This is a genomic window from Pseudomonas sp. FSL R10-1350, from assembly GCF_009600525.1.
GTDB lineage: Bacteria > Pseudomonadota > Gammaproteobacteria > Pseudomonadales > Pseudomonadaceae > Aquipseudomonas > Aquipseudomonas helleri.
On the sequence record NZ_WIVR01000008.1, the window covers coordinates 64526 to 78325 of the forward strand.

The 13800-nt window shown below is 59.4% G+C and carries 16 protein-coding genes; 15 read left to right on the top strand and 1 reads right to left on the bottom strand.

What is annotated here, in order from left to right; genetic code table 11:
• Positions 1–4 precede the first annotated feature (4 nt).
• From ccoO (GHO25_RS06175) to hemN, 15 genes are all read left to right on the top strand, one after another.
• Entirely contained in the window at positions 5–613 is a 609-nt protein-coding gene (gene ccoO / locus GHO25_RS06175; protein WP_048368832.1) for a cytochrome-c oxidase, cbb3-type subunit II, read from the top strand.
• A gap of 15 nt (positions 614–628) precedes the next feature.
• Positions 629–823, top strand: a complete 195-nt coding sequence (locus GHO25_RS06180; protein WP_048369081.1) for a CcoQ/FixQ family Cbb3-type cytochrome c oxidase assembly chaperone — start codon at positions 629–631, stop codon at positions 821–823.
• Positions 816–1754, top strand: coding sequence for a cytochrome-c oxidase, cbb3-type subunit III (gene ccoP / locus GHO25_RS06185; RefSeq protein WP_153390158.1), 939 nt, complete (start codon positions 816–818; stop codon positions 1752–1754). Before GHO25_RS06180 ends, ccoP (GHO25_RS06185) begins: the two co-directional genes overlap by 8 nt.
• Before the next feature lie 312 nt (positions 1755–2066).
• Complete coding sequence (gene ccoN / locus GHO25_RS06190; protein WP_048368830.1) at positions 2067–3509, top strand: cytochrome-c oxidase, cbb3-type subunit I; 1443 nt, start codon at positions 2067–2069, stop codon at positions 3507–3509.
• A 2-nt stretch (positions 3510–3511) separates the two neighbouring features.
• Entirely contained in the window at positions 3512–4120 is a 609-nt protein-coding gene (gene ccoO, locus GHO25_RS06195) for a cytochrome-c oxidase, cbb3-type subunit II (protein ID WP_048369080.1), read from the top strand.
• A 5-nt stretch (positions 4121–4125) separates the two neighbouring features.
• On the top strand, positions 4126–4317 hold the full coding sequence (locus GHO25_RS06200) for a CcoQ/FixQ family Cbb3-type cytochrome c oxidase assembly chaperone (protein WP_048368829.1): 192 nt from the start codon (positions 4126–4128) through the stop codon (positions 4315–4317).
• Positions 4314–5291: a cytochrome-c oxidase, cbb3-type subunit III gene (gene ccoP / locus GHO25_RS06205; protein WP_048368828.1), complete on the top strand. Its 978-nt coding sequence runs from the start codon at positions 4314–4316 to the stop codon at positions 5289–5291. Before GHO25_RS06200 ends, ccoP (GHO25_RS06205) begins: the two co-directional genes overlap by 4 nt.
• Before the next feature lie 143 nt (positions 5292–5434).
• Entirely contained in the window at positions 5435–5686 is a 252-nt protein-coding gene (locus GHO25_RS06210) for a type II toxin-antitoxin system prevent-host-death family antitoxin (RefSeq protein WP_048368827.1), read from the top strand.
• Positions 5686–6096, top strand: a complete 411-nt coding sequence (locus GHO25_RS06215; RefSeq protein WP_048368826.1) for a type II toxin-antitoxin system VapC family toxin — start codon at positions 5686–5688, stop codon at positions 6094–6096. Before GHO25_RS06210 ends, GHO25_RS06215 begins: the two co-directional genes overlap by 1 nt.
• Before the next feature lie 213 nt (positions 6097–6309).
• Entirely contained in the window at positions 6310–7725 is a 1416-nt protein-coding gene (gene ccoG, locus GHO25_RS06220) for a cytochrome c oxidase accessory protein CcoG (protein WP_153326641.1), read from the top strand.
• A gap of 12 nt (positions 7726–7737) precedes the next feature.
• The gene (locus GHO25_RS06225) at positions 7738–8277 is read left to right on the top strand and encodes a FixH family protein (RefSeq protein ID WP_153326640.1); all 540 of its coding nucleotides are present in this window, start codon (positions 7738–7740) and stop codon (positions 8275–8277) included.
• Positions 8278–8289: 12 nt separating this feature from the next.
• Positions 8290–10740, top strand: coding sequence for a heavy metal translocating P-type ATPase (locus tag GHO25_RS06230; protein ID WP_153390159.1), 2451 nt, complete (start codon positions 8290–8292; stop codon positions 10738–10740).
• Positions 10741–10760: 20 nt separating this feature from the next.
• Positions 10761–10991, top strand: coding sequence for a cbb3-type cytochrome oxidase assembly protein CcoS (ccoS, locus tag GHO25_RS06235; RefSeq protein WP_153326636.1), 231 nt, complete (start codon positions 10761–10763; stop codon positions 10989–10991).
• A complete protein-coding gene (locus tag GHO25_RS06240) occupies positions 10984–11667 on the top strand; it encodes a sulfite exporter TauE/SafE family protein (RefSeq protein WP_153390160.1) in 684 nt (227 codons plus the stop codon). Before ccoS ends, GHO25_RS06240 begins: the two co-directional genes overlap by 8 nt.
• A gap of 127 nt (positions 11668–11794) precedes the next feature.
• Entirely contained in the window at positions 11795–13177 is a 1383-nt protein-coding gene (gene hemN / locus GHO25_RS06245) for an oxygen-independent coproporphyrinogen III oxidase (RefSeq protein ID WP_153326632.1), read from the top strand.
• A gap of 10 nt (positions 13178–13187) precedes the next feature.
• Here hemN and GHO25_RS06250 read toward each other — a convergent pair whose 3' ends face one another.
• Positions 13188–13658 (bottom strand): hypothetical protein, encoded by a 471-nt coding sequence (locus tag GHO25_RS06250; protein ID WP_153390161.1) that lies wholly within the window; start codon positions 13656–13658, stop codon positions 13188–13190.
• Between the last annotated feature and the right edge of the window lie 142 nt (positions 13659–13800).

Sequence of the window (13800 nt, forward strand, 5' to 3'; positions counted from 1 at the left end):
CGCCATGAAACACGAAATCATTGAAAAAAATATCGGCCTGATGCTCTTGCTGATGATTCTGTGCGTGAGCGTCGGCGGTCTGACGCAGATCGTCCCGCTGTTTTTCGAAGACGTGACCAACACCCCGGTAGAAGGCATGAAGCCCTACACCGCGCTGCAACTGGAAGGTCGCGACGTGTACATCCGCGAAGGCTGCGTGGGCTGCCACTCGCAGATGATCCGCCCGTTCCGCGCCGAGACCGAGCGTTATGGCCACTATTCGGTAGCGGGTGAAAGCGTCTGGGATCACCCGTTCCTGTGGGGCTCCAAACGTACCGGGCCGGACCTGGCCCGAGTGGGCGGGCGTTACTCGGATGACTGGCACCGCGCGCACTTGTACAACCCGCGCAACGTTGTGCCTGAATCGAAAATGCCCGCTTATCCATGGTTGGTATCAACGCCCGTAGACAGCAGCCATACCGAGAAAAAACTCGAAGTGATGCGCACACTGGGTGTGCCTTACACCGACGAAGACATCGCCAATGCCAAGCAGTCGGTCAAGGGTAAAACCGAAATGGACGCGCTGGTCGCCTACCTGCAAGTGCTCGGCACTGCCATCAAGAGCAAGAGGTGAGCCATGGTGTTTGACATGAGTAGTGGAATGATTCGCGGGCTGGGCACTGTGGTGGTTGCAGTGGCTTTTATCGGTCTGGCGCTGTGGGTGTTCAGCCCGCGGCGCAAGGCAGAGTTCGACGATGCGACCTTGCTGCCGTTCAAGGACGACCCCGAGGCCATCAAACACGTCGAGCAAGAGCAAGCGTCCAGGAGTAAAAAGAATGTCTGAGTTCTGGAGTATTTACGTCAGCGTGCTGACCATTGGCACGCTGATCGGTCTGACCTGGCTGTTGTTCGGTACGCGCAAGGGCGAGAAAAAAAGCGAAACCACCGAAACCATGGGCCACAGTTTCGATGGCATCGAAGAGTACGACAACCCGCTGCCACGCTGGTGGTTCATGCTGTTCATCGGCACGCTGGTGTTCGGGGTCGGCTATTTGATCCTTTACCCTGGCCTGGGCAACTGGAAAGGCCTGCTGCCAGGTTACGAGGATGGCTGGACCGGCGTTCACGAGTGGGAAAAGGAGATGAACAAGGCCGATGCCAAATTCGGTCCCATTTTCGCCAAGTACGCAGCCATGCCGGTGCAGCAAGTGGCGCAAGACCCGGCAGCCCTGAAAATGGGTGGCCGCCTGTTTGCCTCCAACTGCTCGGTGTGCCACGGCTCGGACGCCAAGGGCGCGTTTGGCTTTCCCAACCTGACGGACGCGTCCTGGCGCTGGGGCGGGGATGCAGACACCATCAAGGCGACGATCATGGGCGGACGCATCGGCATGATGCCGGCCTGGGGCGAGGTGCTGGGCGAGGAAGGCGTGAAGAACGTCTCGGCTTATGTTCGCCACGACTTGGCGGGGCTACCGCTGCCAAAAGGCGCCGCGTTCAATCTGGAGGCCGGCCAGCAGGCGTACGCCACCACCTGCGTGGCGTGCCACGGGCCTGAAGGTAAAGGTAACCCGCTACTGGGCGCGCCGGACCTGACGGCACCGACAGCCTTTATTTACGGCACCAGCCTGGCGCAATTGCAGCAAACCATTCGCCATGGCCGCCAGGGCCATATGCCCGCGCAAAACGAATTGCTGGGCAACGACAAAGTGCAATTGGTCGCAGCCTACGTCTACAGCTTGTCCCATGGCACGGCAGAGGAGAAAACCGCCGAGTAACCCCTCGTCTTTACAGGAGCGACGGCGAGTCGCTCCTGTAAAGATGTATACACTTCTGTGAACAATATCTGGACATTCCTCGCCGCCTCTTTTACTTTCTCCCCCAGAGTCACCTCGCCAAATCCCTTCACGACAGCCTTCCACAGGGCGTTTTTTAACGGCCATTTTGACCTTGCTTAGCCTGTGGAAAAGCCGGAAAACAAGCGCTGAAGGGCATTGACCGAGGGCTGGCTTCGTTGCAATAGCCCTATGCTTTATCCATACTTGCGACCGTTTTTGCCTCTAATAACTATAAAACCGTGGAACCTTGCGATGAGCACAGCAATCAATCCGACTGCTTATAACTATAAGGTCGTCCGCCAGTTCGCCATCATGACGGTGGTCTGGGGGATCCTTGGCATGGGACTCGGGGTTTTTATCGCGTCACAACTTGTGTGGCCCGAACTTAACCTGGGTCTTGAATGGACAACCTTCGGTCGTCTGCGCCCCCTGCACACCAACCTTGTGATTTTTGCCTTCGGTGGCTGCGCCTTGTTTGGTACGTCTTACTACGTGGTGCAACGTACCTGCCAGACACGGCTGATTTCCGACAGCCTGGCCTCGTTTACGTTCTGGGGCTGGCAAGCCGTCATCCTCGGCGCAATCATCACCCTGCCGCTGGGCTACACCACCACCAAGGAATACGCCGAACTGGAATGGCCGCTGGCTATCCTGCTGGCCATCGTCTGGGTGGTCTACGGCATTGTCTTTTTCGGCACCATTACCCGGCGTAAAACCAAACACATCTATGTGGGCAACTGGTTCTATGGCGCGTTTATCGTGGTCACGGCCATGCTGCACATCGTCAACCACGCGTCTCTGCCGGTGAGCTTTTTCAAGTCCTACTCGGCGTATGCGGGTGCGACCGATGCCATGATCCAGTGGTGGTACGGCCATAACGCGGTCGGATTTTTCCTGACGACCGGCTTTTTGGGGATGATGTATTACTTCGTGCCCAAACAGGCCGAACGCCCGATTTACTCTTATCGCCTGTCCATCGTGCACTTCTGGGCCTTAATCACCCTGTATATCTGGGCCGGCCCGCACCACTTGCACTACACCGCATTGCCGGACTGGGCGCAGTCGCTGGGCATGGCCATGTCGATCATCCTGCTGGCACCGAGCTGGGGCGGCATGATCAACGGCATGATGACCCTCTCGGGCGCCTGGCATAAGTTGCGCACCGACCCGATCCTGCGCTTTTTGGTGGTGTCTTTGGCGTTCTACGGCATGTCGACCTTTGAAGGCCCGATGATGGCCATCAAGACTGTCAACGCCCTCTCGCACTACACCGACTGGACCATCGGCCACGTACACGCCGGGGCACTGGGCTGGGTCGCGATGATTTCCATCGGCTCGATGTACCACATGATCCCTCGCCTCTATGGCCAAAAGCAGATGTACAGCGTTGGCCTGATCAACGTCCACTTCTGGCTGGCGACCATCGGCACCGTGCTGTACATCGCCTCGATGTGGGTTAACGGCATCACCCAGGGCCTGATGTGGCGCGCCATCAATGACGACGGCACGCTGACTTATTCGTTCGTAGAATCTCTGCAAGCCAGCCACCCGGGCTTTATTGTCCGCGCCATCGGCGGGGCCATTTTCGCCAGCGGCATGCTGTTTATGGCCTACAACGTGTGGCGCACCATTCGCGCCTCGAACCCGGCAGAAGCTGAAGCCGCAAGCACGATTGCAGTCGCGGGGGCCCACTGATGATCAAGCACGACAGTATTGAAAAGAACATCGGCCTGATGGCCTTCTTCATGGTCATCGCCGTGAGTATCGGTGGCCTGACACAAATCGTTCCGCTGTTTTTTCAGGACGTGACCAACAACCCGGTCGAGGGCATGAAACCGCGCAACGCGCTGGAACTTGAAGGCCGCGACGTCTACATCGCCAACGGCTGCGTGGGCTGCCACTCGCAAATGATCCGACCGTTCCGCGCCGAAACCGAGCGTTATGGCCACTATTCGGTGGCCGGTGAAAGCGTGTGGGACCACCCCTTCCTGTGGGGCTCCAAACGCACCGGCCCGGACCTGGCCCGCGTGGGTGGGCGTTACTCGGATGACTGGCACCGCGCGCACTTGTACAACCCGCGCAACGTGGTGCCGGAGTCGATCATGCCGGCTTACCCCTTCCTCGTTGAGCGCAAGCTCGACGGCAAGGAAACAGCCAAGAAGATGGAAGTCTTGCGCACCTTGGGCGTGCCTTACACCGATGCAGACATTGCCGGTGCCAAGGATGCCGTGAAGGGCAAGACAGAAATGGACGCACTGGTGGCTTACCTCCAGGGCTTGGGCACACTCATCAAGAGCAAACGGTGATCTGAATGGATATCGGGATGATTCGTGGCCTGGGCACCTTGCTGGTGATGGTGGCTTTTATCGGTTTGGCCTTGTGGGTGTTCAGCCCCAAGCGCAAGTCCGAGTTTGACGACGCAACGATGTTGCCGTTCAAGGACGACCCCGAAGCCATCAAGCACGTTGAGCAAGAACAAGCGTCCAGGAGTAAACATAAATGACCGAGTTCTGGAGTCTGTACGTCACTGTCCTCACCCTGGGCACCATCTTCGCCCTGACCTGGCTGCTGTTTGCCACACGCAAGGGCCAACGCAGCGAGCAGACCGACGAAAAAGTCGGCCACGCCTACGACGGCATCGAAGAGTACGACAACCCCCTGCCCCGCTGGTGGTTCATGCTGTTTGTCGGCACCATCATCTTTGCCTTGGGCTATTTGGTGCTGTACCCAGGTTTGGGTAACTGGCGTGGCCTGCTGCCGGGCTATGAGTACCTGGACACCAAAGATAAAACCCCTTTTGCCAATGGCCAGACCGGCTGGACGGGCGTGCATGAATGGGAAAAGGAAATGGCCAAATCGGATGCCCGCTTTGGGCCTATTTTCGCCAAGTTCGCCGCCATGCCCATCGAAGAAGTGGCCAAAGACCCGCAAGCACTGAAAATGGGCGGCCGCCTGTTTGCCTCCAACTGCTCGGTGTGCCACGGCTCTGATGCCAAGGGCGCTTATGGCTTTCCGAACCTGACCGATGCCGACTGGCGCTGGGGCGGTACGCCAACCGACATCAAGAACAGCATCATGGCGGGACGACATGCGGTGATGCCGGGTTGGGGCGAAATCATCGGCGAGCAAGGTGTCAGTGACGTGGCAGCGTACGTGCTGACCCGCCTTGACGGGCGCAAATTGCCGGACACGGCAAAGGCCGACCCACTCAAGGGTCAGGCCATCTACGCCACCAACTGCGCGGTCTGCCACGGCCCGGAAGGCAAAGGCAACCCGTTGATGGGCGCCCCCAACCTGACCCAACCCGGCGCGTTTATCTACGGCTCGAGCTTTGCCCAGTTGCAGCAGACCATCCGCTACGGCCGTCAGGGCCAGATGCCTGCCCAGGCCGAGCTGCAAGGTAACGACAAAGTCCACCTGCTGGCCGCCTACGTGTACAGCCTGTCGCACCCTGATGAGGTCAAGCCTGCGGAGTAAACCCGCTGCCTCGGCACGACACAAAATGGCCCCCGCCAGCGCAGGTTGGCGGCGGCGTTTTGTTTCATCGTATTTTTGAGATGGTTAGCTTGCGCTTTAAGTAGTAACGTTACTACATTCGTTTTTTGGGGAGGAACCACTCCATGACCATCACCACTATTTCAAGCCGCGAATTCAATCAAGACACAAGCGGTGCCAAAAAAGCATCGCAACAAGGGCCTGTTTACATCACCGACCGTGGCCGCCCCGCCCATGTACTGCTATGCATGGAGGAGTACCAAAGACTGACCGGCCAAAACACCAGCATCGTCGACCTGCTCGTCATGCCCGACACACCACCGGTTGAATTCGAACCCGAACGCGCAATCATCGCGCCGCGCCCAGTGGACCTCTAATGTTCCTGCTCGATACCAACGTGGTTTCAGAACTTCGCAAACCCCAGGCACACCCTGCCGTGGTGGCTTGGGCCGGCAGCATACCGGCTTACAAACTGTATATTTCGGCCATTACCCTGCTTGAAATTGAGACCGGCATTTTGCGGCTGGAACGCCAGGACCCCAGGCAGGCCGCGCCGTTGCGCAACTGGCTTGAGGCGCACGTAGTACCGGCATTTGCCGGGCGCGTACTGTCCATTGACGGCACCGTAGCCAGGCGCTGCGCGCGCCTGCATGTACCTGACCGCAGCAATGAGTGCGATGCACTGATCGCCGCGACAGCTCTGGTCCATGGCATGACCATCGTGACCCGCAATACCCAGGATTTTGCGTTAAGCGGAGCCCCTTTACTCAACCCATGGGAGCCCTGATTCACAGTTTTGACACCGTAGTCAGGGCCTTAAGTCAATTGATCCACGTCATGACTCAGCGCAACTCCTATACCAAGTTTCAGATTTTCGGAACGCGACCAAAGGTCGCACCCTTGCGCTAGAGTCTCAGGGGTATCATTGCGCCATTGCAACACCTTCTGACCGCGGTTGGCACGTACTGGCCGTGGCACTTCACTGCCGTGGTAAGCACTTATGAGCGATAAGATCCCAGTCCAAAACGTCACGCCGCCTGCCTCAAAAAACACTGAAAGCATCGACCTTTACGCGGCGCGAGAAAAAATCTACACCCGCGCTTTCCACGGGTTTTTCCGCAATGTGCGCATGGTCGGTGGTGCCCTGCTGTTCTTGCTGTATTTCGGTACCGTCTGGCTTAACTGGGGCGGACACCAGGCCGTGTGGTGGAACCTGCCTGAACGCAAATTCTTTATTTTTGGCGCCACCTTCTGGCCACAGGATTTCATCCTGCTCTCGGGCCTGCTGATCGTTGCGGCCTTCGGCCTGTTTTTTATTACCGTGTACGCAGGCCGCGTATGGTGCGGTTACACCTGCCCGCAAAGCGTCTGGACCTGGGTGTTCATGTGGTGCGAAAAAATCACTGAAGGTGATCGCAACCAGCGCATCAAGCTCGACAAGGCGCCGATGAGCGCCAACAAATTTGTGCGCAAATTCAGCAAGCACACGCTGTGGCTGCTGATTGGCTTTGTCACTGGCCTGACCTTTGTCGGCTACTTCGCCCCGATCCGCGAACTGGTGGTGGATTTCTTCACCGGCCAGGCCGATGGCTGGGCTTACTTCTGGGTAGGCTTTTTCACCCTCGCCACCTACGGCAACGCGGGTTGGCTGCGCGAGCAAGTGTGCATTTACATGTGCCCGTACGCGCGGTTCCAGAGCGTAATGTTCGACAAGGACACGCTGATTGTTTCGTACGATCCACGTCGTGGCGAAGTGCGCGGCCCGCGCAAAAAAGACAGCGACTACAAGGCCCAGGGCCTCGGTGACTGTATCGACTGCACGATGTGCGTTCAGGTCTGCCCCACCGGCATCGACATTCGTGACGGCTTGCAGATTGAATGCATTGGCTGCGCAGCCTGTATTGATGCCTGCGACGACATCATGGACAAGATGCACTACCCGCGCGGCTTGATCAGCTACACCACTGAGCACAACCTGTCGGGCCAGAAAACCCACACCCTGCGCCCGCGCCTGATTGGCTATGCCCTGGTGCTGCTGACCATGATGGGCCTGCTGGCGGCTGCTTTCTTCACGCGCTCGCTGGTGGGCTTCGACGTTAGCAAAGACCGCGTGCTGTATCGCGAAAATGCCGAGGGCCGGATCGAAAACGTGTACAGCCTGAAGATCATGAACAAGGACCAGCGCGACCATACCTACGTGCTGCAAGCCAGCGGTTTGCCGGACTTGAAGCTGCAAGGCAAACGCGAAATCAGCGTCGCGGCAGGCGATATTGTCAGCCTGCCGGTCGAGTTGTCGGTTGACCCGGAACAACTGCCGTCCAGCACCAACGAGGTGTACTTCATTCTTCAAGATGCCGACAACAACGACATCACTGTTAAAGCCAAGAGCCGATTCATCGGCCCTCATATTCGTTAAGAGAAACTGTCCATGCCCGCAGCAAACGCCTACAGCCCTTGGTACAAACACATTTGGCCATGGATCATCATTGCCATTCTCACCTGCTCGGTGACGCTGACCCTGTCGATGGTGACCATTGCGGTGAAGAACCCGGACAACCTGGTTAACGACAATTACTACGAGGCGGGCAAGGGCATAAACCGCTCGCTGGACCGCGAACTGCTGGGGCAAGCCTTGCAACTGAAGGCCAAGCTGCGACTGGACGAGTTGACCGGCGAAGTGGTGCTGCTGCTCGAAGGTAACAGCCAGCCGAAAACCCTGGAGCTGAACCTGATTTCGCCGACCCAGCCTGAAAAGGACCGCGGCCTTATCCTGATCCAAAGCCCGTCTGAGCCTGGGCGCTACACCGGCCAACTGGACGACAAGGTAGAAGGTCGGCGTTTTGTGGAGTTGTTGGGGGTGGAAGATGGCAAAACCTGGCGCCTGTTTGAAGAAGAGCTGGTTGACCATGACAAAGACCTGATGCTGGGCGACGAGCCGATTCCAGGCGCGGAAGATCGCAAGCAGTAAAAGGTATTACCCATGACCACTCCCACGCCTTGCTACCACTGCGCCCTGCCCGTCCCGCCCGGCAGCCGCTTTACCGCCGATGTTCTGGGCCAGAGCCGTGAGTTTTGCTGCCCGGGCTGTCAGGCGGTGGCGCAGGCCATCGTGGCCGGCGGGCTGGATCACTATTATCAGCACCGTAGCGAGGCCTCGGCCAACCCGCAGGCGTTACCGGTGCAACTGGCCGAAGAGCTGGCCCTGTATGACCGCCCCGATGTGCAAAAACCATTTGTTCGCCATGAGGGTGAGCAGGCTGAAACCACACTGCTGATCGAGGGCATCAGTTGCGCCGCCTGTGGCTGGCTGATCGAGAAACACCTGCTGCACCTGCCCGCCATCAGTGAGGCGCGGCTGAACTTGTCCAACCACCGCTTGCATATCCGCTGGGCAGACAGCCAGCTGCCCTTGAGTGACGTGTTGAGCGAGTTGCGCCATATCGGCTACGCCGCCCACCCGTATCAAGCCGATAAAGCGGCAGAACAATTGGCCAGCGAAAACCGCCTGGCCTTGCGCCAGTTGGGAGTGGCCGGCTTGCTGTGGTTTCAGGCGATGATGGCAACCATGGCCACCTGGCCCGAATTCAATATCGACCTCAGCCCCGAGATGCACACCATCCTGCGCTGGGTCGCGCTGTTTCTGACCACTCCCATCGTGTTTTACAGCTGCGCGCCGTTTTTCAAAGGCGCAATGCGTGACCTGCGCACTCGCCACCTGACCATGGATGTCTCGGTATCGCTGGCCATTGGCGGTGCCTATGTGGCCGGTATCTGGACCGCGATCACCGGCGATGGCGAGCTGTATTTCGATGCAGTCGGCATGTTTGCCCTGTTCTTGCTGGCCGGGCGCTACCTGGAGCGCCGCGCCCGCGAACGCACGGCGGCGGCCACTGCGCAACTGGTCAACGTGTTACCCGCTTCGTGCTTGCGCCTGGGCGAAGACGGTCAAAGCGAACGCATTCTGCTGAACGAGCTGAAGGTCGCTGACAAGGTACTGGTCCACCCCGGCGCGGTGCTCCCGGCCGATGGCAAGATTCTTGACGGCCAATCGAGCATTGATGAGTCCTTGCTGACCGGCGAGTACCTGCCGCAGCCGCGCACCGTGGGCGATGCGGTGACCGCTGGGACCTTGAACGTCGAGGGCGCACTGACGGTGCAGGTGCTGGCTCTGGGCCAGGACACGCGCCTGTCGGCCATCGTGCGTTTATTGGAGCGCGCCCAAAGCGAAAAGCCGCGGCTGGCCGAAATTGCCGACAAGGCTGCGCAATGGTTCCTGCTGTTCTCTTTGATTGCGGCAGTAGCGATTGGCCTGCTGTGGTGGCAGCTCGACCCGTCGCGAGCGTTCTGGATCGTGCTGGCGATGCTGGTGGCGACCTGCCCTTGCGCGCTGTCGCTGGCCACCCCGACCGCCTTGACCGCCGCCACCGGCACCCTGCACAAACTGGGCTTGTTGCTTACCCGCGGCCATGTGCTCGAAGGGCTGAATCAAATCGACACGGTGATTTTCGACAAAACCGGCACCCTGACCGAAGGCCGCCTCGCGTTACGTGCCATTCGCCCGCTGCGCGATCTGGACCCTGACCAGTGCCTGGCCCTGGCTGCCGCGCTCGAAAACCGCTCTGAACACCCCATTGCCCGCGCCTTTGGCCGCGCCCCGAACGCCGCCGAAGATGTGCAGAGTACGCCGGGGCTGGGCCTTGAGGGCGTGGTGGGCAAGCAACGCTTGCGCATCGGTCAGCCAGGCTTTGTCTGCGCGCTTAGCCACTGCGCAACTGCGGACCTGCCGGATGAACCCGGCCAATGGTTGCTGCTGGGGGATACCGAAGGCGCGCTGGCCTGGCTGGTACTCGACGACCGCCTGCGCACTGACGCTGCGGCGCTGGTCGCTGCGTGCAAGGCGCGCGGCTGGCGTACGCTGCTGTTGTCCGGTGACAGCTCGCCAATGGTTGCCAGTGTGGCTGCAGAGTTGAACATTGACGAGGCCAGGGGTGGCTTACGCCCGGACGACAAACTGCGGGTGCTGCAAGACCTGCACGCCCAAGGGCGTAAAGTGTTGATGCTGGGTGACGGGGTCAATGACGTGCCGGTGCTGGCGGCGGCCGACATCAGCGTGGCAATGGGCTCGGCCACCGATCTGGCCAAGACCAGCGCCGACGCGGTGCTTCTGTCCAATCGTCTGGACGCTTTGGTACAAGCGTTTAGTCTGGCCCGGCGAACCCGCCGGGTGATCATCGAAAACCTGCTGTGGGCCGGTTTGTACAATGGCCTTATGCTGCCTTTTGCGGCGCTGGGCTGGATCACACCGATCTGGGCCGCGATCGGCATGTCGATCAGTTCGCTGACCGTGGTGCTGAACGCCCTTCGTCTGACCCGCATGCCGCGTCAGACGCCTGCCCCGCCCACGTCAGACCTTCGCCCGCTACCGGCCTGAGCCGGTCGCCTGGAGCCTTTATGCCAGCGCTTTACATCATGATCCCCGCGGCGTTGCTGATTGTTGGCATCGCCATTTTTATCTTCTTCTGGGCCGTGGACAGCGGCCAGTACGACGATCTGGACAGCCCTGCGCACAGCATTCTGTTCGACGACCAGGACCCGCAGCACACCGCTGCCGTGGAAGAGGCCAAAGGCTCTAACGGGCATGCTGTGAATAAACCCGATCAGCACGTGCCACCCCATGCTTGAGTTGGCACCACTACTGGTCTCGGCGTTCATATTGGGCGTGCTGGGCGGCGGGCATTGCCTGGGCATGTGCGGCGGCCTGATGGGCGCGCTGACATTCGCCATCCCCAAAGAGCAACGCAGCCGACGCTTCAAGCTGTTACTGGCTTACAACCTGGGGCGAATTCTCAGCTATGCCACGGCGGGTTTACTGCTGGGATTGGCAGGCTGGGCAGTCACCAACAGCCCGGCCGCCCTGTTGATGCGGGTACTGGCCGGGGTGTTGCTGATCATGATGGGCGCGTACCTGGCAGGTTGGTGGAGCGGCTTGACCCGTATCGAAAGCCTGGGGCGCGGGCTGTGGCGGCATATCCAGCCGCTGGCGGGCCGCCTGTTGCCAGTATCGAGCCTGCCCCGCGCCATGCTGTTGGGCGCGCTCTGGGGCTGGTTGCCGTGCGGATTGGTTTACAGCACTTTGATTTGGTCAGCCAGCCAGGGCAGTGCCCTGACCAGCGCTTTGCTGATGCTGGCTTTCGGCCTGGGAACATGGCCCGTGTTACTGGCCACAGGCCTCGCGGCTGAACGCATGAGCGCCGTGCTGCGCAAGCGCAGCGTACGCATGGCCGGCGGGTTACTGGTGATGCTGTTCGGCCTCTGGACCCTGCCCGGCCCGCATCAGCATTGGTTGATGGGGCATTGAACCGTTAGAGCCTGGCGAAGCTAACGCATGAGCTGAGCCAGAGCTGGCGTTGATGCAAATCAAGGTGCGACAAATTCGCAGCCCCTAGACTCCTGAGCATTGCCAGCCATCCCAGGGGAATGCCCGCATGCTCGACGCCATTCGTTGGGACTCCGATTTAATTCGTCGTTACGACCTCGCCGGACCGCGCTACACCTCGTACCCCACGGCGATGCAGTTTCATGATCAGATCAGTCCATTCGACTTTCTGCACGCCCTGCGTGACAGCCGCAAAGCCATGCGCCCGCTGTCGCTGTATGTGCACGTGCCGTTTTGCGCCAATATTTGCTACTACTGCGCCTGCAACAAAGTCATCACCAAAGACCGTGGCCGTGCCCAGCCGTATTTAAAACGCCTGGAACAGGAAATCAGCCTGGTCGCCTGCCACCTCGACCCCAGGCAAAAAGTTGAACAATTGCATTTTGGCGGCGGCACACCGACGTTTTTAAGCCACGACGAACTGCGCCAGCTAATGGGCCACCTGCGCGAGCACTTCAATCTGCTGGACGATGACTCCGGCGATTACGGCATCGAAATTGACCCCCGCGAAGCCGACTGGTCGACCATGGGCTTGTTGCGCGAACTGGGCTTTAACCGCGTGAGTATCGGCCTGCAAGACCTCGACCCCGCCGTGCAACGAGCGGTCAACCGCCTGCAAAGCCTGGAAGAGACCCGCGCGGTGATTGATGCGGCGCGTACCTTGCAGTTTCGCTCGATCAACATCGACCTGATCTACGGCTTGCCCAAGCAAACCCCGATGGCCTTCGCCCGCACCGTTGAGGAAGTGATCAGCCTGCAGCCGGATCGTTTATCGGTGTTTAATTACGCACACTTGCCGGAGCGCTTCAAACCGCAACGACGGATTAATACCAGCGACTTGCCTTCCCCTGCCGACAAACTGCAGATGCTCGAACACACCATCGAGCAACTGACTGCCGCGGGTTATCGCTATATCGGCATGGACCACTTCGCCTTGCCCGACGATGAGTTGGCGATTGCCCAGGAAGAGTCCACCTTGCAGCGCAACTTTCAGGGTTACACCACCCACGGCCATTGCGATCTGATCGGCCTGGGCGTGTCGGCCATCAGCCAGATCGGCGAGCTGTACTGCCAGAACAACAGTGACATTGCCCTTTACCAGCACACGCTGGCCAGCGAGCAACTGGCGACCAGTCGCGGCTTGCTGTGTAATCAGGACGACCGGATTCGCCGCGAAGTCATCCAGCAGATCATCTGCAATTTGCACCTGCCGTTCGCGCGCATCGAACAGGCCTTCAACATCGATTTCAGGGGCTATTTTTCTGCGCAGTGGCCTGAGCTGGAGGCGATGGCGGCCGATGGCCTGATTGCACTGAACAACGACCAACTGACGGTCCTGCCCGCAGGGCGGTTGCTGGTGCGTTCGGTGTGCATGGCGTTTGACGCGTATCTGGCACAGCAGCCCCGGCAACGCTTCTCGCGGGTGATCTAAACCCGCGTCATCACTTCATGGCCAGGGACGCGGCTTTGACAATGCTCTCACTGCTCGCCCCGGACTCTTGCAGCGCCTTGTTCAAGCTGTTGTTGGCCGTCGTCAATGATGCGTTCAAACCGGCCACTTCGGCCTGCAACGCCATCGACTGTGACCGGGCTTGTTCCGGGCTCAGGCTGCGGTTGGTCATGATCGCTTGCAGCTTGGCCATTTGCTCTGCGATCTTCTTCTTGATCGCGCGGATCATCTTCAGAATGCTCTGGATGGTCTCCGGCAAACCACTGTCTTCAATATCGCTGTTTTCAGTCTTGCTAGCGCTGGCCGCCTTCAGGGCAGCCCCGGAGATCGTCACCTTGACCCCTTCAGCCGGTGGCGGCGCTTCTTCTTTGTCGGCCTTGGATGCCTTGTTGGCTGCGGGCCCCTCTTGCGTGTTTCTGGCCGGTTCAATACTGGGCGGTATGCCACTTTGACCAAACGTCATTGCACCTATCGACGACATGAATTCGCTCACAATGGATATCAATTACCACGCTATCGACCGTGCGTTTTGCAACTTGAGGCCGACTCGCGACCCGGTGCGCCCTAGCCTCACCCATCGTGCTGAGTTACCCTTGCATCTTATG